The organism is Dyadobacter koreensis, from assembly GCF_900108855.1.
GTDB lineage: Bacteria > Bacteroidota > Bacteroidia > Cytophagales > Spirosomataceae > Dyadobacter > Dyadobacter koreensis.
Map to the genome: position 1 here is coordinate 510,728 of NZ_FNXY01000001.1, position 22,857 is coordinate 533,584.

General features: G+C 42.8%; 14 protein-coding genes. 5 read left to right on the forward strand and 9 right to left on the reverse strand.

Features of this window, described 5'->3' with window-relative positions:
* Nucleotide 1: 1 nt before the first annotated feature.
* The 8 genes from BMY70_RS31185 to BMY70_RS02145 all read right to left on the reverse strand — a co-directional run bounded on the left by BMY70_RS31185 (nt 2) and on the right by BMY70_RS02145 (nt 9,745).
* Complete coding sequence (locus tag BMY70_RS31185) at nt 2-682, reverse strand: serine O-acetyltransferase (protein WP_229209442.1); 681 nt, start codon at nt 680-682, stop codon at nt 2-4.
* Entirely contained in the window at nt 675-1,499 is an 825-nt protein-coding gene (locus tag BMY70_RS02115) for a glycosyltransferase family 2 protein (RefSeq protein ID WP_090331469.1), read from the reverse strand. Before BMY70_RS02115 ends, BMY70_RS31185 begins: the two co-directional genes overlap by 8 nt.
* On the reverse strand, nt 1,496-2,770 hold the full coding sequence (locus BMY70_RS02120) for a glycosyltransferase family 4 protein (protein WP_090331471.1): 1,275 nt from the start codon (nt 2,768-2,770) through the stop codon (nt 1,496-1,498). Before BMY70_RS02120 ends, BMY70_RS02115 begins: the two co-directional genes overlap by 4 nt.
* A gap of 9 nt (nt 2,771-2,779) precedes the next feature.
* Complete coding sequence (locus BMY70_RS02125) at nt 2,780-4,012, reverse strand: hypothetical protein (protein WP_090331473.1); 1,233 nt, start codon at nt 4,010-4,012, stop codon at nt 2,780-2,782.
* A 22-nt stretch (nt 4,013-4,034) separates the two neighbouring features.
* Nucleotides 4,035-4,919 (reverse strand): alpha-1,2-fucosyltransferase, encoded by an 885-nt coding sequence (locus BMY70_RS02130; RefSeq protein ID WP_090331475.1) that lies wholly within the window; start codon nt 4,917-4,919, stop codon nt 4,035-4,037.
* Nucleotides 4,920-4,968: 49 nt separating this feature from the next.
* Nucleotides 4,969-6,336: a lipopolysaccharide biosynthesis protein gene (locus BMY70_RS02135; RefSeq protein WP_090331477.1), complete on the reverse strand. Its 1,368-nt coding sequence runs from the start codon at nt 6,334-6,336 to the stop codon at nt 4,969-4,971.
* A gap of 51 nt (nt 6,337-6,387) precedes the next feature.
* Entirely contained in the window at nt 6,388-7,302 is a 915-nt protein-coding gene (locus BMY70_RS02140; protein WP_090331479.1) for an O-fucosyltransferase family protein, read from the reverse strand.
* A 79-nt stretch (nt 7,303-7,381) separates the two neighbouring features.
* The gene (locus BMY70_RS02145; RefSeq protein WP_090331481.1) at nt 7,382-9,745 is read right to left on the reverse strand and encodes a GumC family protein; all 2,364 of its coding nucleotides are present in this window, start codon (nt 9,743-9,745) and stop codon (nt 7,382-7,384) included.
* A gap of 2,010 nt (nt 9,746-11,755) precedes the next feature.
* Between BMY70_RS02145 and BMY70_RS02150 the strand changes: the two genes are divergently transcribed.
* Together BMY70_RS02150 and BMY70_RS02155 are read left to right on the forward strand one after the other, a co-directional pair.
* Nucleotides 11,756-13,120: a sugar transferase gene (locus BMY70_RS02150; protein ID WP_090331482.1), complete on the forward strand. Its 1,365-nt coding sequence runs from the start codon at nt 11,756-11,758 to the stop codon at nt 13,118-13,120.
* Nucleotides 13,121-13,638: 518 nt separating this feature from the next.
* Complete coding sequence (locus tag BMY70_RS02155) at nt 13,639-14,418, forward strand: polysaccharide biosynthesis/export family protein (protein WP_090331484.1); 780 nt, start codon at nt 13,639-13,641, stop codon at nt 14,416-14,418.
* A gap of 278 nt (nt 14,419-14,696) precedes the next feature.
* On the opposite strand, the gene BMY70_RS02160 is transcribed toward BMY70_RS02155, so the two are convergent.
* Nucleotides 14,697-16,454, reverse strand: a complete 1,758-nt coding sequence (locus BMY70_RS02160; protein ID WP_090332584.1) for an alpha-L-rhamnosidase-related protein — start codon at nt 16,452-16,454, stop codon at nt 14,697-14,699.
* Nucleotides 16,455-17,108: 654 nt separating this feature from the next.
* On the opposite strand from BMY70_RS02160, the gene BMY70_RS02170 reads away from it, so the two are divergent.
* The 3 genes from BMY70_RS02170 (at nt 17,109) to BMY70_RS02180 (ending at nt 22,799) form a co-directional block, all read left to right on the forward strand.
* Nucleotides 17,109-18,077: a methionyl-tRNA formyltransferase gene (locus BMY70_RS02170; RefSeq protein WP_090331489.1), complete on the forward strand. Its 969-nt coding sequence runs from the start codon at nt 17,109-17,111 to the stop codon at nt 18,075-18,077.
* Between the two features lie 54 nt (nt 18,078-18,131).
* Nucleotides 18,132-18,716 (forward strand): phage tail protein, encoded by a 585-nt coding sequence (locus tag BMY70_RS02175; protein ID WP_090331491.1) that lies wholly within the window; start codon nt 18,132-18,134, stop codon nt 18,714-18,716.
* 315 nt (nt 18,717-19,031) lie between these two features.
* A complete protein-coding gene (locus tag BMY70_RS02180; protein ID WP_090331493.1) occupies nt 19,032-22,799 on the forward strand; it encodes a DUF4347 domain-containing protein in 3,768 nt (1,255 codons plus the stop codon).
* Nucleotides 22,800-22,857: the final 58 nt, after the last annotated feature.

The window sequence follows — 22,857 nt, forward strand, 5'->3', positions numbered from 1 at the left end:
ATCAAAGCGGAATATCAACGCGTACTCCATTTTGTTTCACTATGCGGGCAGGCGAACCAATCACTGTACAATTCGAAGGCACATCCTTGACTACCACTGCGTTTGCTCCAATAATAACATTATCACCAATGGTTATTCCGCCTACCACCACAGCGCCTGTGCACACCATGACATTGTTCCCTATGACCGGCCGCTGCTCTCCTCCCAGCCTGTTCGTGCCCAGGGTAACGTGATGATAGCAGACAAAATAATCACCAATGCTTTCTGCATTCAGAAAGCTGGATGTGTTATGAATAAAAAGTGCTGTCTTGCCAAGCGGCATACTGCCCGGAATGTCAAGCGTCCGGTCCTCCGGTAAAATCCATTTAAAAAAGTATTTGATATTACCGATCCTGTGATAAAAAAGGTTTCTATACTGCCTTGCAAAAACCAGGGATAAAATCAAATTCTTAACCGTTGCTGTATCTGATAGAATCAGTTTTTTATTGGAATGAAACGCAAATACGATAAGGTGCGGAATAACGGTAATAAAGCGAATCGCTAAAATCAAAAGATGATAGCAGAGCTTCATTTTGCTGCCATTATCTGAGAGATCTACAAAATAAATATGCTTGTCATGGTGCTGCGGGTCCCGATCCGTATCAATTGGAAATCTCGATGCAAAGGTGGCTGGTTCAGACATTGGTATCTTTCATTTTATATAACTCTCTTTTATAGAGCCGCCTTAGAAACCTTACTGCAAAACCAGCATAAATGTGCGCTTTAAACGAAGCCTTCGGAAACCTGCTGATAAACCCTGACATTGCCGGATGAGCCCTTTTAACAACCGTTAAATGCTCGTGCATATAGCGCTTGAAAAGCTTGGAATTGTGATCTCCCGAGGACTTGCTGTCTTTGTGCCATCTGAAAATTGAAAGGTCCTTCTCAATGACATAGAACGGGTACTGCGCAGCGATCCGGTAAAACCACTCAGCATCCATAATCATCTGGTACTCTTCGTTCAAAAAACCGATATCAGTCAAGATACTTCTTCTTAAAAAAGTACTGGGTTGAAAAATGGACATCATACAATGTTTTTCCTGAAACCTGGAGATGTTAGGATATTTCCTCTCATATACCTCCCCTTTATAATCCATAAACAGGCCGTTACCTACCACTACGTTCGCCTGCGGATTTTTTTCAAAGAATTCTGTCACGGCCTGGATTGCTCCCTTGCAGTAGACATCATCGCTATTGATCCAGGCTATAATGTCACCGCTAGCCATTGCAAACCCCTTGTTGATCGCATGCGTTTGTCCGTTGTCCTTCTCACTTACCCAGTATTTCAGTCTGTCTTCATACCTTTTGATCACCTCAACCGTGTTGTCAGTCGAACCTCCGTCGATGATAACATATTCAAGATTGTCATATTCCTGATCAAGGACAGACTGGATGGTCTCCTCGATAAATTGACCCTGATTGTAAGAGGGCGTTACAATGGATACTTTTAAGTTATTCATATTTCTATTTTATTTACCAATGAATAAATCTCCTTATATACATCAATAATTTCGTTTGCAACCTTCTTGGGATCATGCCTTTCAAGCGCTGTTTGCCTGGCATTTTGCCCGTACCAACGACTCTTTTCAAAATCTTCTGCAAGCTCTTTGATCGCTCCGGCAAGAGAATAGGAATCACCATCCTGCACCAGCATTCCCTGCAGGCCATTTTCCAGCATTGAATCGGTTCCGCCGGCAAAAGTTGCAACCACCGGCATTCCCAGAAGCATCGCTTCACAAAGGCTGTTAGGACTGTTTTCGATATGACTTACCTGGCAATACAGATCCGCATCACATAATATGTCAACCAGTTCTGATTCTGTTTTACTCCCTAGAAAAGTGATACCGTTTGCTGAATAATCCTTTTTTAACCAGCGCTGCACCATCTGGGGATATTTGCCCGATTCGGTCTGGCCAACCACCAGCCACTGAAAATCAAAGTTATGGCAAGTAAGTATCGCAGCCGTTTTAAGAACTGATTCCAGGCCTTTGTATAGCCCGCCGCTCATTGTAGTAACGATTTTTATCGTCGGACTGAACGCCTGCTTTTTCCACTCATGGCGGTAAAAGCTGTTTCGCATAATTTCGTTTCCAACAAAATACAGGCTCTTTGGCGCCAGTATTCGTGTTGCTCTTTTATCCCAGCTGGTACGTCCGATCACAAAGCGGGCTGGTTTAAGCATTTCAACTTCTCTTTTTGCCCATTTTGAAAACAAAAAGAAGTTATTCCGGACAGAGTCTACCAACAATTTCGAGCTTAAATTCTCCTTTGAAGATGCCACATTGTAAGGAATACCGGAGAAAAATTTCTCCCTGTAAGGCGTCAGAAGGCTCTGTATGGAAAAGACAACCGGAAGCTGTACGTACTTTTGAATCAGACCAAAATTATCCTCAGTACCATGAATATGGATCACATCCGGACGCACAGTTTCTATCACCTTTACAAGTTTCTCAATATAGCGCTCATCCCTGTTTGACTGATAGGCTTCTAGCCGGTCGAGCAGTTTAGCTAGCTTAGTCTGGCCCCGGCCGCGGGAAACCGGATAATACTGAACCGATTTATACTCAAAAGGGTCCATTTTACCGTTGTAATAAAAACTGACAGACAGATCAATAAAGGGATCATGCTTGACCTGTTGCTCCAGAGCAGCTAACCAACCCGCTGTAAACGAACCGGGTGTCAACTTCTCTGCAGCTCCGCAGGGTGTGATGGCAAACCAAAGTATTCTCACGTTGGATGATTAGTTATAGGCTAAGTGCAATTTTATTTCCGTGTCAGAGCACATGCGAAACTCTTTGGACTGACAGTAAAAAACACAAATCCAAAGCACGATGTATTCAAAATTAAAAGCGGGCAAACCAAAAGGCAGCAAAAAAATAATGTGGGCAACAAGATAGAAAGCCATGCCTTTTGTCAAAATGTTATTCGAGCGGAAAAAGCCAAGATAAGCCGACTGCAAAACCAAAAAGCAAAAAAGTCCCAGGTAAAGAATCCCGCCCTTGAGTATCAAATGCAGATACCCAGTTTCAATCATTCCCCTGTTTACATTTGACATATCAAAAATCGGGCAATAATAAGTTCCGTTCAGTCCACGCCCTATGATCCAGTCAAGCGATTCGCCCTGGAAACTGTAATAGAAATATTCCTCAACACCGGTTCTTGTATCTTCTTCAAGCCGGGCCAGAAAAAGGGCGAAAGTCGAGCCGGCATACACATTAAACAACAGCACAGCAAACGTTATGACTACGGTCACAATGCCTAATTTGAGCAGTTTTGACGCTCCTTTGGACGCGGCAATATTGAGTATAAAAGCAAACAGAACGATCAGCAAATACATAAACAGATTACCTCGCCGTGCCGAATAAAGCGCAAGAAAAACGCAGGTAAACATCGTAAAATAAGCCATGACCCGGTATTTCACGGAAATAAACTCAGAGCAAAGGATCATAAACGATGACGCAAAAAGATACTGAAGCGGAATATAAATAATGCCGATGTATGTCTGATAGTCCTCGACATCGATATCTTCATTGGCCTGGAAAATCTGTTTGTAATTGAGCACCAAAAGCACAATCCCGATAATACCCTGAACGAAGGTGAATTTAAAAACACTGCTAAGAGTTACCTGCCCAAAGCCCAAAAACACGATTAACGGGGTAATAAATGACAGCCAGGTATACCGGTTGATCAACGAGTAACCATCCGAGGAAAACGTTTCCCTGCTCACAAACGGGCGAATCAAAATGATCGCAGTCCAAAGAAGGAATAAAATAAAAATCACCAGCATCATGCCGCCAAACGGCTTTTGAAACTGAATCTGAAACACGGCATTATAAAATATAATAATCAGCCCCACACCGCATAACAGATAGCAGAGTGCTTTGGAGCTATCAAAGAACATTCCTCCCAGCGCATGCAGGATGAAACCTACCATTACCCAGTCAAAAGGCGTCAACTTTTTTAAATCAAACATATATACAGTAGCAAGTGTGCTGTTAAACCTCAAGCCTTACCCATTCGGAAGGAAATATTCCCTGCGCAGCGTCATTTTGGAGCCACCGGTCGGGCATAACAACAATTTTTGACGGATTCCGGTTAAGCCACGCTCCCCACCAGCTAAAAGTGCTGTTGGAAATAATATTGTGCTTGCAAAGACTCATCAGATACATATCCAAATACGAGTTCCTGCCGCTGTTATGATCTACATAGGTACAGTTTGTGATTCTTATATTATCTTTAACCCAGATCATGTCATCCGAAAAAATATAAAAATGAGGCGAATCGGTACTGTTTTCGATCAGCTCGATCGCGTTTTCAAAATAGACCTTGTCCTTGATGACCATGTGGCTCCCGGCCCAGATCGGGTTTAAATAGTCACCACGCCGGATATGGATACTCACGGCATTACGCTCAGAAATTTCAACGCTCAAAGCGATATTCTTTCTGTCTGCTGGCTTTTTAAAGACAAAGTTATCTCTAACCACATTTTCGATATCGTCGAAGTAGGATTCTGCCTGCCACGTCCCCATCAGCGTCGCCTGGCGCTGCGAGAAAACATTTTCATCTCTTATAAACTCTTTTTTTTCCCGGTAAAGAGCAGCACTTTTCCGCCGGACTTTCAGCAACTGCCGAAGGAAAAAGTAGGATAGCCTGTTTTCGAAAACCAAACCACCGTTTTTGAGCAGAAAATTTTGAACATTAACAGGAAAAGGTAACTGTAAATTGAACGCATGAGACATCGCAAATCCGTTGTGATGCACATGCCCGAAGTACTCTGAAATCGAAACACGAGATTTTATCCCTTTCTCATTCAAAGCCAGATTCAACGCATATTGAAACATCTGATTTCCAAGGCCTCCGTAAAGTAAAACTTTGTTCATGACGTTGCTTTGATAGTTACACTCAATTAAACCAGCTCATATAAATAACCTATCTGATCCAGATCCCTTTCTTACCTTTAATAATAATCATGTAATACTGCAAGGGCGCTATCAAATAAGCGTTGATATTGGCTATAATGGCTCCGACAAACACAGCATAAACACCGATATGGAAATATTTGATCAGCACAAGCACCGTGCCCACGTAAAGAAACGGACTTACAATACTTGACCAGAACTGGAGTCTGAGCGCATTTATTCCGTTAAGAAAATTCACATACTTGCTGCCAAACATCCCGACGCTAAAAAAAACAAATCCGAAAAATGACAGTGAAAAATCAATATCAACCTTTCCCTTGCCCAGCCAGATACTGTACACCCTGTCAGAAAGCAGCAGCATCAGAATACCGCCAAGAAACATCGCTACATTGAGCATATTGTATTTACGGATACCGTTTCTGATCCAGGCAATATCATTTTTATAGAAAGCCTCCGTGGATGCTGACCAAAACGGTGTGATAAAAATCATAAAGACCATATGCAACACGCCAAAATACTTATAAACAACATTATAAGAGGTGACCTCTGCGGCTCCAAAATTTCGTGAGATGATAATATTGGCCGATTCATATTGAATAATGGACGCTATTTGAATGACAAAAAAACTTAGCCCCAATTTTAGCAGATCATTTGAATACGCAAATTTGACATCCGAAAAACTGGGACGGTATTTTTTAAAAATTCCGTTGAAATAGTAAATATTGGCGCCAATCAGAACCAGTAACGGAGATACACAGAGCGCGATACCCAATTTGATCAAAGAGCCCTCTGAGGTTTTTACCAGAATAAAAATCAGAACCAGCGACAGAATTTGCCCTAATAGGTCCAAAAGAGAAGTTTTTGCCGGTTGCTGATCCGCAATAAGCAGCGTGGTAATAACTCTGAGCACAAACTGCAGACAGAAGTAGGAAAAAATGATGACCGCCAAAAATGAAATTTCCGACTCCATCGCCGGAGAAATCTTTAGGATCTGCGACCAATTTAAAAAATGGTTGGTAATCATCAGAATAAGCCAGACGCCGGCAAAAATTAAGGCCAGGATACTGTATGTTGTACTGATATAGATTTTAGCAAGTTTGAGATCACCTTCCGATTTTGCCTGTACGAGTTTGTTTCTTAACCCGTTAGTCAACCCAATATCAAAAAAACTAAACCAGCTAACCACAGAGCTCAGCGTCAGCCAGATCCCATATCTATACGGATTGATATAGTTGATCGTCAATGGAACCAGGATAAGGCTGATGGCTATGCTGGCACCCTTGATGATAAAGGACAATCCAATATTTTTCTTAGCCTTAATGCTTCGCTCATGGCCTTTGGTAAAATTATTGCATATAAAGTGCAGAACATTCGTCATTAAAGCTGGGTTTATCTGCCTGAGAGAATAATGAAAACGGCAATGCCTTTATTAAGCCTGCATCGGTTTTGCTATATCAAAAACATGGGTATCGATATAAACAATATCTTTAATAGCACCCAGAACAATCGCTGTGTTGCTGTATGAACTTTTACAGGAACAGATGATTTTGCTCGAATTTGCAAGCATCAAAAGCTCAACGACACCTCCATAAATTCCTTCCAGATCGTCCCGGCCTATTTTATGGTTGAATATGTGCATTTGATTACCATATTTCTTTTTAAATAAGATTTTGGTCGGCTCATCATCAGTTGCGAGTAAAAACCTCTGTGCAGGATTTTCAGCCAGATACCGGTCAATCTGAATAATGTAGTTCTCATCGGGACTGTCTTTTATCGTATGCACGTGATCAGTCCTTCTGATATGGATGCCGATATAAGGTTCACCTATTTTTTGGTACTCCTGCTTAACCCTTTCCTTTAAAATTTCGCTAAATTTAAAGTTGGCAAACTGTTCGGCCAACTCCTCGTTTTTCATGTAGTCGTTGTAGGTTTCTTCGACCTGTTGATCGCCAAAAGGAAAGCAGGTTGCAATAAGCACTGTGGACTCTTCACTACTTATCTTAAGCTGCTTGACCCGGTTGGTACGATCGTCACGAATGTCGTCATCAAACAGCGTTTGCCCGGCAAAAAGCTTCGAAACAAATTTTAATAATCCGAAAAACCGGGAATTGGAGCCAGGTCTGTAAATGTTTGTCAAAAGGAAATTAATCCATTTGGGCGGAACAGAATACTCCATGCCGATGCTTTGAAAAATATCGGTCATCTCACAGCCTAGCGCTGCATTAACCGGCCAGGCAATCCAAAGCTCGCGGTTATCTCTTTTCGCAAGCTGTACGGCCGAAGCCAATACACGCATTCTATTGCCGAGACCGGCTTGAGGAACAACAATGATTTTCTTTTTCATTACAATTTAGGTCAAGTACAGGTTTACATGCTCGAAAGATTTCACAATGCTTCGAGTCGGATTTTGGCTTGTGATCATACTAGAATCTGCTGGTAAAATCTCCAAAAATCGATCTCAATAAGCTTGGCTTTTTACTATTGTAGTAGTTATTGTCATAATTGTAACCGTAGCCATAACGGATACGCTGGATGCTGTTAAAGATGACGTTAATGTTTACCAGCTGGTTTTGCTTATTTAGTTCCCGAAGAAACTCCAGCTCATCAACCTTGGTAAACCCTTGTCTGATCATGTATAAGGTCATATCGGCTACCCTGGATAGGATCATCGCGTCAGGAACAAGATGTACGGGCGGGCTGTCAATGATTACATCATCATAAAGATCCCGTAGGCTCAATATCAGATCTGCAAGCTGTTGTCTTTCCAAAAGCTCGGAAGGATTATGGACAAGCGCACCACTCCCGATAACATCAAGCGTCGGCTCTAATTTTGAATTCTGAATAATTTCATCCACCGAGGCTTTTCCGTTCAAAAAATCACTTATTCCTGGGTGATCTGTGTTGATCTCGAAGACCTCAGCAAGCTTGGGCTTTCTCAAATCCAGTTCGACCAGCACAGTTTTTCGGCCCGAAAAGGCCATAGCGACGCCCAGATTACTGCTTACATAGGTTTTACCCTCTCCTGCTACGCTGGAGGTTACAAGCGTAACGCGTCCAGTTTCCTTCTGGCCGAAAAGGTAATACATTTTAATTCTAAGCGCTCTGAACTGTTCGCTTATCGCTGTGGTACTTTTTCCATTGATCGCTATGGTATTCTTTGTAGGTTCGAAAGGCAATTCGCCAATGATGGGAATTTCACCTGATTCCTTTAATTCTGATAGATCGTTTACCTTCGGACTGATAACGCCTCTTGCATAGATCAGGCCTGCCGGAAAAGCTAAGCCTAGAAATAGCGCTATCGCAAAAATCATTGCTTTCAACGCACTCTTTGGCGCCCCTGCATAGGCTTCATCAACAATTCTATCATTGGCCAAAGCGGAAGCATAACTTACGGAAACCTCTTCCTTCTTTTGCAGCAGATACGTGTAAAGCCCTTCCTTAATAGCCTGCTGTCTTTTGATATTGATAAACTGACGCTCCTGAACCGGGATATTTTTGATCGAATAAAGAAAATTGTCGTTAAAAGACTGCAGTTTCGCCTGTGTATTCTGTAACGTCGACCGGATACTGGCTACATTTTCCTTAATCGCCGATTTTGTAATCGAAATGGATCGGTTAATTGGTTCAAAATCCGGGTTGGTCTCAGGCGTTGTTGCCAAAAGTCTTTCTCGTTGCAGCTGAAGTTGAGCTAATTTTTCGATCAGGCTGCTCAGGGCCGGATCGTCAATCCCTAAGGTGGACGGCGTCTTTCCCGAGTTCAGCGAGGAATTAATGTAGCGCTCGATCCCTTCGATAATGCTTAGCTGAACATTGACCTGGCTCAGACGCGCATCGTTTGCCTGCATGTTCTCCAGACTAATTTTTGAATCAGAGCTCAAATCCGTAAGCCCTCTGCTGCTTTTAAAGGTTTCAATTCCTTTTTCAGCGCTGTTCAGCTCACTGGCCAGCGTGGTGAGTCTGGAATCAATAAAATCCAGCGTACTTCTGGTCTCCTGTTTTTTCACAAGAATACCCGCTACTTTGTAGTTTTGAATAAGACGGTTTAAAATATCCTTGCCGCGCTGAGCCACCTCGTCCGAAATGGAAAGGACAGCGGCCGTTGACGATTTACTGGATAAGGCCGCACCTATTCGTTTCTGGTACTGAATGGCCAAGGCATCCGGATCGTGCAAAACAATTCTGATTTTTGCCCCTTTAAATTCACCAATCACCGGCGTTGGTTCAAGCTTCCAGCTCCCAAAATTATTTTTAAAAGTTTCCTTGAATGAAAACTGCTTCAAATTCCCATCCGGCATACTTACAAAAAACGAGTTCTTATCGATGATGACAAGATTTACAGTGCTGCTGGAATAATTCCCTGTCGGATTGATAAGCGTCAATTTAACAGGACTGTTTTTATAAAGGTCTTCCGTTGCCAGTCCGTCCATTCTCTGGTATACAATATCCAGCTTCAGATCACGTACAACTTCCCCTATCAATTGTTTGGATTTGAGAATTTCAAACTCATTTTCCATGATACGATTGGTGCTCAGCAAATCAATTTCATGCAAAGGCGATTGCTGATCTGCTGTCTTTTTCTCATTCTGGATCAGAAGGGTTGCTTTGATTTCGTAAACCGGCTTTGCGACCTGATAGTAGGTAAAAACACCAACTGCTGCTAACGATAACCCGATCAGAAAAAGTGGCCAGTGATACAAGTATTTTTTGAGCACGCTACTCAAATTAACACTGCGCTGCTTTTCCAGCGGAATTCTAAAGGGTGTAAACTGGGCTAGCTGTGTACTCATATTCGTTACCTGAATTAGTTCGAAAAACAAAACAATGATAAAGTGCCAGGGAAAACCGAAGTTATTTTTTGTTAGCCATATGGTCCGGGCATTGCAAGAGGGTTAAATCTTTATTTACTTCATATACTTCAAGCCCGGCATTTAGAATTTTTTCTATTACAATTAAGAAAAATCCTTTATTAACTAGGGTTGGAGAATATCACGTACGCATCGTATCTATTTCCTAAATCAAGGGCGAGTTTTGCTGCCGGTAGGTTAATTTTCCATCCAGGTTTCACTGAATAATTATAAATGCTACCAGTGTCGCTTTCTCATAAGCAAAGGTAGAGATAAATATTCTAAAACAAATATTTAAGGCATTTTGACCAAATATTTTATGGTGAAATAAACCTATTACAGACTTTTATGTAAGTCAAGCTAAAATTATCGTTACTTCACGTACGTATTACTTAGTAATTTTACGCTAAAATGTTTTCTACATTTCCTTGTTAAGTACTAACAAATATTCATTTCTTCTTACTGAAACCGTTTAATAAGTTTGAGCAGATTTTTAGTGTTACACTAGACCATCAGCGGCTCTACCTACTCCTAAAAAGAGTAAACCCGTCATATTTTCAGTATTACTTTGATAATGCCACTTTGTTGCAAGCGGATCAATGGATAGAAAAATTTTTACGCTCCGTAGAAATTCAGGATTTTCGCTGCGGTGGCAAGGCTTAAATCAGATATGATTCACAAACAAAATAAAAATCAAGACTTCCAGCAGCGGGGGTGTTGCGTTACAATGACTTGTGTATCAATCCAAAACTATTTCAACTCGGGATCATACAATCAATTCTATACACCTACGCTAGCTGTTAGAAGAATATCTGAATGCCTAAATCCATTTTTTGCACTTTACAGACTTATAATTAAACGAAAGGAATTTTTCGCAAACTAACTTGTAGAATTAATAACAACACATGTATGAAATCAACTCAAATTAATTCCTACAAACGAGATGAACGTATACTCATTACAGTTCATGAAGAAATCTTTTATGAACCTTTTAAAAGATTATAGGTATTTGTAACCATAGAGATTATTGCAGCCTTGAAAATTACCATTTAATAAATAGTCGAAAATCCTGAAATAGTCTTGATAAATCGTAAAGTGATGCCTGTTCAACTCTCATCTATAATACGGTATAAAGTTTTAGAATTTACTTTAACACACTAATTAACAGATATTTATAAATAGATTCACATTACAATCAGACTAGTAAAATTAAAGTTTTTATTGAAAAAATTCTGTACGAAGGAACTTATCTACCGGCAAATTTTCTTCGGAGATCACTTTAAAAACTCCAAAAAAAGTAGGTTGATTGAACGCCAGGAAAAATATAGATATCATAAATTTGCAAATTACAGTTATCCCGGGTAGATTTGTATTGATTAAGACTGCCACTACCAACACATAAGACAAATGAGCATTTGTTCAAGGCAGCAGCAAAATTGATATAATCATACTTCCTAATAATATATAGTAACACACACACTGCACCAAACTGCTATACTCGCGGTTATATTTTATACCCAAATAAACGATTAAAGTAGACAGAATACGTTTGCAATTCATTAAATGAAGCGGCCATAAATGACCGAATTAACAGGTTTGATTTCGCTTGTGCTGTTTTTTGAAGAAAATGGTTTTATAACACAGCTAAAAAACAACTAAATACAAGAGTCTGGCTTGTTTACTGATCTGATAACCATAGAAGGATAGCATAAAATGGTCTGGGGTGGGAAAAATATGCCAAATCATTTACAAACTATTGGTCACGCTTTGCGATAAAGAATTTTAGAAGTCCTGACATTGAATAAGATGTGCTGTTTTCCTAGTTGCCCCAGATGTAAACACATCTGTAAAAAGCAACTATTGGCAGCATAGATCGAAGTGAACAAAATAGCATCAGGTTACATAACTCGACGAATGTATTAATATATTCTCACAGCATAATATTTTAATAATATGAAAAAGCGCTACCCTCGCCTTATGCCCAATGCCCACCTTTGGATCGATGTGATCCTGCTGAATCTGTCGTTTCTGGTGGCATGTTTTCAGCGGTTTGGCAATTGGAAGTATGTATTTGACCAGCAGTATGTCATCCTTTTATTGACTGCCAACCTGGTTTGGATATTTGTTATTTATATCCTTGAGACCTACCACTTTACCCGAATTTCATTCAATTTCAGAAATCAGGTCGTTAACCTGGGAAAAGCTGTGCTTTTACATGCCGCTATTATCATGGGGCTCTTATACCTTGCCCACAGAGGCGATGAGTATTCCAGGCAGCAGTTCATCATGACCTATGTAGTATTTGCAGCCATGGCACTAGTGGCAAGGGCAATTATTGTGCTTACGATATCGATGTACAGAAAGGCTGGTTACAACTACCGAAATTATGCCATTTTAGGGAGGGGTGATCTTGCAGAGATGATATTTGATTTTTACAATGAACGTAAAGAACTTGGATATCGCTACTGCGGAACCTTTGACTTGGATCAAAACTCAGAGAATCAGGACATGCTCGAAGCAATCATGGGAGAAAATACGCTAGACTTTGTCTACTGCTGCTTATCGGACATGAGTGATGATCACATCAAAAGTGTCATCAGGCTTGGCGAACGGCAAAAAACCCATATTCGCCTCGTACCCGATTTTCGTGGCTTTATGACCAATATGGCAACTATCGAATACCATGACTTAATGCCGATCATTCAGGTTAATACAAAACCTTTTTCAAGTGTTAATGAAAAGACGTTAAAGCGTTCTTTTGACCTGATCATTTCATCAACGATTATGATTTTAGGTTTTCCAGTATTTATTCTACTGATGATTGCAATCAAAATGAGCTCACCTGGTCCAATCTTTTACCGCCAGAACCGGTGCGGCCAGTGGGGAAAAATGTTCGAAATTTACAAGTTTAGAAGTATGGTGGTGAACGCAGATAAAATGGGGCAGCATTCGCAGGGAAGCAGTGACAAACGTATTACAAAAATCGGACATTTTCTTCGCAAATCCAGACTGGATGAACTTCCTCAGTTTTATAATGTTCTTCGGGGCGATATGTCCATCGTGGGACCCAGACCACTTTATAAATATGATGTCGACATGCTGATGGAGGCAGAACCACATGATTTTCAAAGGCTGCTGACTGTAAAGCCGGGTATTACCTCCATTGGACAGATCAAAGTAGGCTACGCAGATTCAGTGGCTAAAAACGTGGAACGTTTAAAGTATGACTTGCAATACCTGAAAGAATACAGCATATTCTCAGATATAACCCTAATTTTGAAAACCATGCAGCTGATGGTTTCCGGAAGGGGACAGTAAGTTGGTCCTTAAGGTCACAATTGTAAGTTTCTGTGCCACAACGGACACTTCAAAAAAGTTAAAAGCTCTTTGCCGCACCTAGAAGGTTATCTAATAAATAAACAAATAAACATCTCTACCGTTCCAAAACATTTCTCTAGTATAGGATAGGCCCAACAAATGGGACAGGTCTTTATTTCACCTTTTATGACCGAAAGATGCGAGTTGCTTAAAACAGACCCATAATTTCTATTTAGCGGTAATTAAAAAACCAAGAGCAGCAATTACCTTAGTGAAAAAAACTTTTCCGAAGATTTGTGAACAGTTCAAGCAACATTCGAAAATTAGCTAAATGCTGGTAATTTAGTCGCTAACAACCTTAAAGAAAAATATATGTTTTTGTATGTATAATTAATTTCGATTTACAATGCTCTGGTTTCAACTAGGAAGAAAACCTAAAGCAGAAAAACTATTTAATATATACCTATCACGGTTCCAACTCACTCCTCAAAAATTATTCACAAATCATCGTTATTATCATGAATAAATTATTTAGCTGGATTTCCTTATTATTACTCTTAACTTTTTTAAATTCCTGTGGCTCTTATACAAACATTCCCTATTTTAAAGATTTGAACCGGCTAACACCTACAGAAGAGCAGGTATCTAACTATTCCCCTTTTACCATACAAATTGCCGATGTGCTTGGTATAAATGTTAGCAGCAGAAATCCAGAGTCGTCCTCAATTTTCAATAGAGCGAATGGGAATAATGATGATAGTCCGCAAAACAGCTCACAAAACCCTTCGATGGCTGGTTATCTTGTAGATCAAAAAGGAGAAATACATTTACCACTTTTAGGAAGCCTTAAAGTATCCGGCTTAACGACCTCCGCGCTTCGTGATACACTGAATAAAATGCTGATCACCTATTACAAAGATCCAGTCACCAATGTTAGAATTCTAAACATCAAGGTCGCTGTATATGGTGATGTGCTACACCCCAACGTTTATAATCTTCAAAACGAGCGCACTACAATTACCCAGGCGTTAAGCCTTGCAGGGGACTTGAATATTACTGCGTTACGAAATATCATTCTTATACGCGAACTGGATGGAAAGAGAAGCTATATCCCCATCGATCTGAATTCGAAAAAACTTTTCGAATCTCCGTATTTCTATCTGAAAAACAACGACGAAATTTACGTACAGCCTGACCGGACGAAATATGCCACCGTTGATCGAGGATACCGGACAGCTACGCTCGTCCTTTCGGGTCTATCGATTATAGCTATTGTACTATCTAACTTATTTAGGTGAAATTGTAATACAATGTCAGGATTTCTGCTGGAGTGAGCTCAGCTTATCGAATTACCCTCCAGTTAGCCGCTATGAACAATCTTTCTGTTACCGGTTTTTACAGCTAAAATCGGTAACAGCTTCGCACATGACTGATACTTACTTATTTCCACAAAGTCAAACACGCCTAATCTTAACGCGCTGTAAGCGAGGACTTACTCAAAGATCTCCGGTGTGAACCAGCAAGATGAAGACGCGGTGCTTAACAAATCAATTCTGTTTTGGTTGAAAAGTTATCACTATCGCACCACCTTTACCCCTTTCGGCGCATCGATCTGGGATTTAATACTTCCGTCAGCAGTCTTTTCATGCCGGATTTTGACCACACCAAAAGGCGTTGGAAATGTGCCTTCTACCCAGGTGAGATCTCCCAGATGCGGCTGAACTCTGATCGATTTGCACCCTGGTTCCAAAACGCTAACGCCCAGAACATGCTCACTTAACCAGGAGGTTGGCCCTGAGGCCCAGCCGTGACAAAGACTATGACGCAGGTTCTTGTAGCAATAGGCGCCAAAATCACCATGAATATCATCTTTGCCATCCGGCACGATCTCGGTAATGGGCGCCGCATTTTTTGTCCAGTCCAGATCGAAATCTTCCCAGAATGTAGTGGCACCCATGTCAAGCATACCACCCCAGTAGTTACGAATACAATCCATAGCACCCTGGTAATCGCCTGCCTTCGCTCTGGCCTGAAGCATGTAATACCCATAGAAAGTTGACATGCGCGCACATCCGTCCACTGCCAGCACTTCGCTGTTTGCCTTTTGCGCCGCAACGATTCCGGACAAGGCCAGAAGGGCCGCAGCCTGTTTTGAGCCGTTTGCATCGGGCACATACAGTTTTAGGTTGGTGGATGCGTCCCTACATTTTTTAGCCTGAGCCGGCTCATCCAGAATCGTGCAAAGCTCCGCGCCCGCATCCAGGGTCATGATCATCATCGCGTGAAGCCCGGCGTGAATCGCTTTGGGGTTTTCGCTGGAAGGCCAGTCCAGAAACCGTGTTCCGTCCAGCGCTTCCTTATTGTCTTTGGTTTTGCTCATTAATAAATCCAGCAGCTCGACCAGATATTTCTGTTGTTTTCTCAGATAGGGCAAGTCTCCCTGATACTTATATAAATCCCGGTGAATCAAAACCCACCACATCGAATAAGCACTGATTCCGTTCATCCAGCCCGGAAGCGGCGTGATGTCTCTTGCCTGATCCAGGCTTTTATTGACCACCTCATTTTTACCAAAAACAGAATTAATGGTCATGATCTCCGGATGCATATCCCCTACCCAGACAAGTCTGTCTCTTTTGATTCCGTCCCATAAAAACTGCTGCATATTCAGATGCACTGTGTAAGCGCCGGTATTAAAAATCTGATTCAGCCTATTGTCACTGCTTTTAAATGATCCTAAATAGGCAATGTCGCGGTACTCAAAAATGGCACGTGCTTCTTTAAGCTGCAGCTCACGGCCGGAATCCACCAGATCGATCCTGACGAAACGAAAACCGGTGTTTCCAATCTGTGCAACGCCAAGCCAGGGAACTTCTGTAATAATATCGCGCATGGCGTGATCATTTGTTGCACCGCTGACCGTATCAATTTCTGACATCGCTTCGCTGACCGATTCGCCAAATCGTAGCCGGATTTTAATTGGGCGGTGATCAGCCGGTTGGTCGGTAACCAGCTGAATGCCTCCCTGAATTTCTTTTCCAAAATCCAGCACAAGTCCTGGATACTGATCATCCGTACTTTTAAGTGTGCAAAAATTCTTGTGGACCAGATCCGCCTGGCCCGTGCCTGGCCGCAGCAGATTTTCGGCATCAATGATACCTTTTCCAGAGCGGTCCGATTGCCAGACAATACGTACCGGACTTAGATACTGCCGGACTCTTTGATCTTTTTCTGCAAGGGTATCGGCCGAAAAAACCGGGGGAAGATTCTGAGAAAAAACGGCCGGATACTGAAAATTCAAAAGACAGGCGGCTAAAAATAAATACCTTTTCAAAGGATTCGCGATTATGTAGGTGGATCGTAATTTGTCTGGAAAACAAAGAAAAAACCCTGTTAAATCTAACCTGTTGTATCCTGCTCGCAGCGCCGGTACAGGAAATGGCAACGCCCTTCTGTTTGATATCTTATCGTTACAGGTCTGGCAATATTTTACCGTTAACTAAGAATAATATTGCTTTTTAATTTTTAGTTTATATTTTTCCGTCCTATTTGCAAGGCAGTCCTTCTCTCAACGAAAATATTTAGCATGAATAAGTCTTTTGGTTTCATTGACCTTACTTTGCAAAAGCTTCAAGAGAGACTATATCGTTTTTGCGACCTCCCCGGCGAAAAACAAGTAGTTAAAAGACTGCATATGCTGATGGTGATTAACCGCGCCTTCAAACCGGCCCTTTTTCACAGAAACTGTTTTGCTGCCCTACCGTTTGGACGGATTGCCAGGTTCTATGGATCAGCCGGTGTTAGAAGAATATCCTGTTTGACATAGCAGGACAAGCAGGTGAATCCCTAGCGTTTTTTTGATCATTACTCCCATCGATTTAGCAAAATTTTCTTTGGAAGATGGTTTATCAGCGCCTTTGCCAGCCGGTTTGCAGCCGGGCTAATCCATAATTCGAGTTTCTTAACCGAAAAAATTTCTCAACGTTAGATGAAAATAGTACTTTTTGCAAACTCTTTTTACCCGTTTGCGCTGATTGAAAATTTAATCCAGCAGCATACGCTTGCCGCTGTAATTGCAGCAGCTGAGCCGAATCCGTATACAAGCAGACTGGAAGAATTTGCAGGCTCAAAGGGTATTATTTTCCGACAGTTCAGCGCCGTTCAGCTCGGCTCGACAGCCATTTCCTGGATTGCTGATTTACATGCAGACCTTTTTTTGGTATTTACTTTTAGTTATAAAATACCCAATGCGCTCTTACAGTTGCCCGCTTTGGGCTGCTATAATATTCATTTCAGTCTTCTTCCGAAATACCGTGGAATTGCGCCGCTTTTCTGGCAAATTAAAAACGGAGATCCAAAAGGAGGGATCACCGTGCACAAAATGGACTCGGGTTTTGACACGGGTCCGATCGTAGCTCAGCTGCCGGTCGAAATTTTCCCGGGCGAAAGCCAGGGACTTTATGCATCAAGGCTTTCGGCGCTTACGCCCGCCGTAGTCAGCACGGCACTCAATATTATTACCGGCATGGATGGCAGGCAGTCTTTCGAACCACAGGACCAAAGCCAGAGCAGCAGCTACCCAAGGCCCACGGCCAAAGATTTAGCCATTGACTGGGCAAGTCAGAGCGCACAGCAAATCGAAAACCTGGTTAATGCCTCCAATCCTGCATGCCAGGGGGCTATTAGTATACTAAGAGGTCAGATGATAAGGATTTTAGAGGTTTCCCCTGCGAATCTGGGTGAAAATGTGCCTGAGACTACTGCGGGCACAGTGCTGTTCGCCGATATCAACCAGGGCATTTTTGTGCAATGCGTGCATGGAATACTTCGGATCAACATCCTTGAAATGGCCGAAGGAATTATTTCCGGCTCACGGCTGGCAGCACTTGGACTGCGGGCCACAGAACGTTTTGAATCCTTCACTCATGATCGGAACTCTGTCACTTTTCAAGCATAACCATCAAGAATTTACATTTTAAATTATCCTTTAACAATTCAAATTTATTCAACTATGGAAGTTTTCTTAGGCACCGTAATGGGATGGGCTCCAAATTTTGCCCCAAGAGGCTGGGCATTTTGTAACGGGCAAATTATGTCGATCGCTCAGAATTCAGCATTGTTTGCGCTGCTGGGAACCACTTATGGCGGGGATGGTCAATCCACATTTGCTTTGCCAAACCTGCAGAGCCGGGTTATTGTCGGTGCCGGACAGGGACCTGGTTTATCTCCCTACGCACTTGGACAAACAGCGGGATCAGAAAATGTGACGCTTCTATCAACAGAGATTCCTGCTCACGTGCATTCGGGCGAAGTGACAAACATTCCTGTTAAAGTGAGCTCTGGGAATTCTGATGCCAGTGCCGCTTCTGCCGGCGCCAGTATTGCAACGCCAGGCACGCTCGCAGGAAGAGATTTTACGGCTTCCCTTGGTTTTAATTCTTTGGCTCCGGACGTGACGCTGAACGCGGCATCTGCTGGCCCCGCGCAATTCACCACAGGTCCGGCCGGAGGAAATCAGGCTCACAGCAATATTCAGCCGTATTTGACCTTAAATTATATCATTGCTATAGAAGGCATTTTCCCTTCAAGAAACTAACCCGCTGTTAACAGATAAGCCGCATTTGGCTTATCTGTTAACTTATCCGGCCTGCCGCAATGACCTTCCGGGCCCTCTGCGCTGGCAAAGGCAGTCTGATCCGGCCGCAAGAAACTAGTCTTAACCAAAAGTCATGGATGATTCACAACGGCGGATGTAACCGTTAAATAAATTAGATACTCCTCTATCGAATAAATTCTATACATTGCACTTTTCCAATGAAAACTATGTCTTAGCCTATCTCCTCCCCCCCTGGCGCTTTACATGGCTTTCCTCTAACAATCTTAAACAAACTTGGCTGACCGCTTAATCGTCATGAAAAAAAACTTTACTTATCTTCTGCTTGCCGGTGTGATGCTGGCAGCTGGCTTTGTGCTTTTCTTGCCTGAGCAATCAGGCCTGAGAATTCAAAAGCAAAAAAATGTAGTTATCATCGACAAATCGCTTCAAAATTATCAGCAGCTTGTAAAAGCTTCCGCGGTGGATGCACAGGTAATACTGGTCGAGAACAGCGATCAGGGACTTCGCAATCTTCAGGCAAAAATCAGCGAACTTCACAATATATCCCGCATCCATATTTTAACACACGGAACTTCGGGCAATTTAGTTTTGGCAAGACAGCAGCTTAATGAGCATAATCTAAAAGAGTTCCAGGGGTTCTGGACTGCGCTTAAGAAAAGTTTTGCTTCTGAAAAATCAGAACTGATGATTTACAGCTGCGAACTGGCCAGCGCCGCTACCGGAAAAAGCTTTGTTGACCGGCTGCATGAAATGTTGGAAATTCCTGTGGCGGGTTCAGAAGATAATACAGGTGCCAGCAGTAAAGGAGGAAACTGGGACCTGGAATACACAGCGGGTCAGATCGTGAAAAAACATGTGCTAAAATTTGTTGATTTCCAGGGACTGCTTGTCCCCAGTTTTACCGAACTTACCGGCTCTGCAAGTCCTTTTTACCAAATACAGATTTACACTGACGATCAGTTGATTTACGGGGACTTTGACAACGATGGCGACATTGATATGCATATTCTTCCGTCATTGACAGCAACAGAGAATAAATTTTACAGAAATAATGGGAACGGGACTTTTGTTGATCATACCAGTAATAACAACCCCTTTGGCTCACTGATTCAAAAGGCTGTTTTTGGCGGTGCAAACACCGCATTTGTAGCCGACTGGGATAATGACGGTGACGTGGATGTGTGGACTACAAAACGAGACATTGCTAATGTTGCAATCAAGAACATATTTTACAAAAACAATGCGGGCGTTTTCCAGGAACTAAGAGGAACTGACAGTCCTTTCAACGGCATTGTCATTTCACAAAACATTGAACTAATCTATGGAGACTTTGATAATGATGGTGATATTGATATTCATAGCTATTCAGGATCAGGCGACAATCAGTTTTTTAGAAATAATGGTAGCGGCGGGTTTAATCAGGTAACAGGTGCTGCTAACCCTTTCAACAATTTGGGTGATAAAGCTGCCTTTTACTCCGGTGCTAAATACGCACATGTGGCAGATTGGGATAATGATGGCGATGTTGACATTTTTGTGACCAAATACAAAAACGCCGGCGACAACATGCTTTTCCGTAACGACAATGGCGTTTTTACGCAAATTTCCGGAGCAAGCAGCCCTTTTAAGGATATGGTATTTCTACAAGATACCCAGCTGGTTTATGGCGATTTTGATGCGGACGGTGATGTGGACATTCTCGGAGCCAGATCCGCGACGGCTGAAACATTGGATTTTTACCGCAACAACGGAAGCGGAACTTTCTCTAAAATTACCGGTGATCAAAATCCATTCAATACGCTTCCTAACACAGGTGTATTTTTGAACAATTCAGCAAAGGCATTTGTCGCAGACTGGGATAATGACAAAGATATCGATGTGTTCACGCCCTACCGTACAGCATCAGCGCAAAACATTTTTTACAGACAAACCGATGCGCCTCCACTTTTAAGCAGCTCGGCGCCCGCTAACGGCGCTACGTCCGTAGATATTGAATCCAATATCGTCTTAAATTTCAACAGGGCTGTCTCGGGGGTATCGGGCAAAAATATTGTGATCAAACGTGTAAGTGATAACGGGATCGTAGCGACAATAGATGCTACTGACCCAAAAGTTACAGGCGGCGGAACGGCAAGCATTACTATTAATCCGGCCTCTGATTTTCCGGCTACAACCGCTCTTTACGTTGTAATCGACAAAGGAGCTTTTAAGGACGGTGAGGGTAGAATTTTTTTAGGTATCACGCAGAACAATGTGGTTGCCTTCACAACAGGCGTAGCAGCGGTTGCTCCATCGGTGAGCACAGCAGCAGTTAGTGTATTGGGTACAACCAGCGCCACCCTTGGCGGAAATGTAACCAATGACGGCGGAAAGACTGTCAGCGACCGCGGAATTGTCTGGAATACCTCTACAGACCCGACCGTTGCCAATAACAAGACAAACATCGGATCGGGCACGGGTTCGTTCAGCCAATCGGTTGCCGGACTTCCACAGGGAACGCGCGTTTACGTCCGGGCTTATGCGATCAACTCCAAAGGGACCTCGTATGGCAGCACAGTAGACTTCTATACGAAAACAGCTGTCAGCTCGATCACCAGGGATCAACTGTCCCCGACCAGCGCATTGCTGGTCAGCTATACGGTTGTGTTTGCCCAAAGTGTTACCGGGGTAGATCCGTCCGATTTTACGCTGACAACCACCGGCGTCAGCTCGGCAGCTGTGACAGGGGTGAGCGGCTCGGGCACCACCTACACCGTATCTGTCAATACCGGATCAGGCAATGGCACAATCCGCCTTGATTTTACAGGGCTTTCCGGTACGCAGCCAACAGTCAATCAAACGTTTACCGCCGCAGATTCTTACACGATCTACAAAAACAGTACCGCTTCAAACTATTTCCGCACGAAGGCAGCAAACGCAGACTGGAACCAGACAGGCAGCTGGGAATCATCCGCGGATAATTCCTTCTGGATTTCAGCCACTGAGTTTCCTGGTGCAACCGCAAGCTCGGTAAACGTTCTGACTGGCCAAACGGTTAATCTGCCGACTGGCTTTAACGCAACAGCGGCAAATCTAACCAATAGCGGAACGATCAATGTCAATTCCAGCAGTCTAACCGTTGCAGGTACTTTTGTAAACAATGGGACCCTGAAAGGTTCGGGAACACTTGTGCACAGCAGCTTTACGAATGGTGGAAACCTGGCGCCAGGAAGTTCTCCGGGGATTCTTTCCTTCACCGGAAATCTTGTCAACAGCGGCACGCTGACAATGGAGATTGGTGGAAAAACGCCAGGGACCGGCTACGATCAAATTCTGGTTTCAGGGGCCATGACCATGGGAGGAACCCTGGATGTCTCATTTATCAACGGGTTTACACCTTCGGTTGACGACGAGTTTATGCTGATTGATGCGGCCAGCAGCACAGGGACATTCAGCACGGTAAACCTTCCCTCTATCGCTCCAATGCTATGGCAGACTACTTACAACAATGCGGCCGGAACCCTAACCTTGAAGGTACTTGCTGATCCTTTGCCTGTCACCTTGGTAGATTTTGACGCATCAAAAATCGAAGCGGGCACCTTTTTAAACTGGTCTACCTCATCCGAATCCAACAGCAGTCATTTTGAGATTCAAAGAAGCGCAAAAAACACAGACTGGCAAACGATCGGATCCGTCCAGGCTTCCAATGAAAGCACCTCACTTCGAAAATATCAGTTCTCAGACAACAGTCCGCTTGGCGGAGAGAACCTTTACCGACTGAAAATGATCGATAAAGACCAGACATTTGCCTTCAGCAGGATCAGAAGCGTTGTATTTGCAGAAACGCAGGTCAAAATCAGCACCTACCCTAATCCAGTCACCGAACGTCTGTTTGTGGATTTAAAAAACACGGATGAGATAGCTTCCCTTCAAATCTACAACCTGTCGGGAAACCTGATTTATTCTGCCGCGGCATATAGCAGAGACGGCATTCCGGTTCAATCGATGGCATCGGGCCTTTACGTGCTTAAACTGACCACTGTAAACAATCAGTCCAGCAGCTATAAGTTCTTAAAAAATTAAGCCTTCTTATGCAGCAAAAAAACGCGGCTTCTGTAAAGATGCCGCGTTTTTTTTGAAG

Excerpts from the sequence above, each read along its gene's own strand:
- BMY70_RS02155 (WP_090331484.1), top strand. The coding sequence starts at position 13,639 with ATGAATAAATTATTTAGCTGGATTTCCTTATTATTACTCTTAACTTTT.
- BMY70_RS02180 (WP_090331493.1), top strand. The coding sequence starts at position 19,032 with ATGAAAAAAAACTTTACTTATCTTCTGCTTGCCGGTGTGATGCTGGCA.
- BMY70_RS02140 (WP_090331479.1), bottom strand. The coding sequence starts at position 7,302 with ATGAAAAAGAAAATCATTGTTGTTCCTCAAGCCGGTCTCGGCAATAGA.
- BMY70_RS02170 (WP_090331489.1), top strand. The coding sequence starts at position 17,109 with ATGAAAATAGTACTTTTTGCAAACTCTTTTTACCCGTTTGCGCTGATT.
- BMY70_RS02130 (WP_090331475.1), bottom strand. The coding sequence starts at position 4,919 with ATGAACAAAGTTTTACTTTACGGAGGCCTTGGAAATCAGATGTTTCAA.
- BMY70_RS31185 (WP_229209442.1), bottom strand. The coding sequence starts at position 682 with ATGTCTGAACCAGCCACCTTTGCATCGAGATTTCCAATTGATACGGAT.
- BMY70_RS02175 (WP_090331491.1), top strand. The coding sequence starts at position 18,132 with ATGGAAGTTTTCTTAGGCACCGTAATGGGATGGGCTCCAAATTTTGCC.
- BMY70_RS02150 (WP_090331482.1), top strand. The coding sequence starts at position 11,756 with ATGAAAAAGCGCTACCCTCGCCTTATGCCCAATGCCCACCTTTGGATC.
- BMY70_RS02135 (WP_090331477.1), bottom strand. The coding sequence starts at position 6,336 with ATGACGAATGTTCTGCACTTTATATGCAATAATTTTACCAAAGGCCAT.
- BMY70_RS02115 (WP_090331469.1), bottom strand. The coding sequence starts at position 1,499 with ATGAATAACTTAAAAGTATCCATTGTAACGCCCTCTTACAATCAGGGT.
- BMY70_RS02125 (WP_090331473.1), bottom strand. The coding sequence starts at position 4,012 with ATGTTTGATTTAAAAAAGTTGACGCCTTTTGACTGGGTAATGGTAGGT.
- BMY70_RS02145 (WP_090331481.1), bottom strand. The coding sequence starts at position 9,745 with ATGAGTACACAGCTAGCCCAGTTTACACCCTTTAGAATTCCGCTGGAA.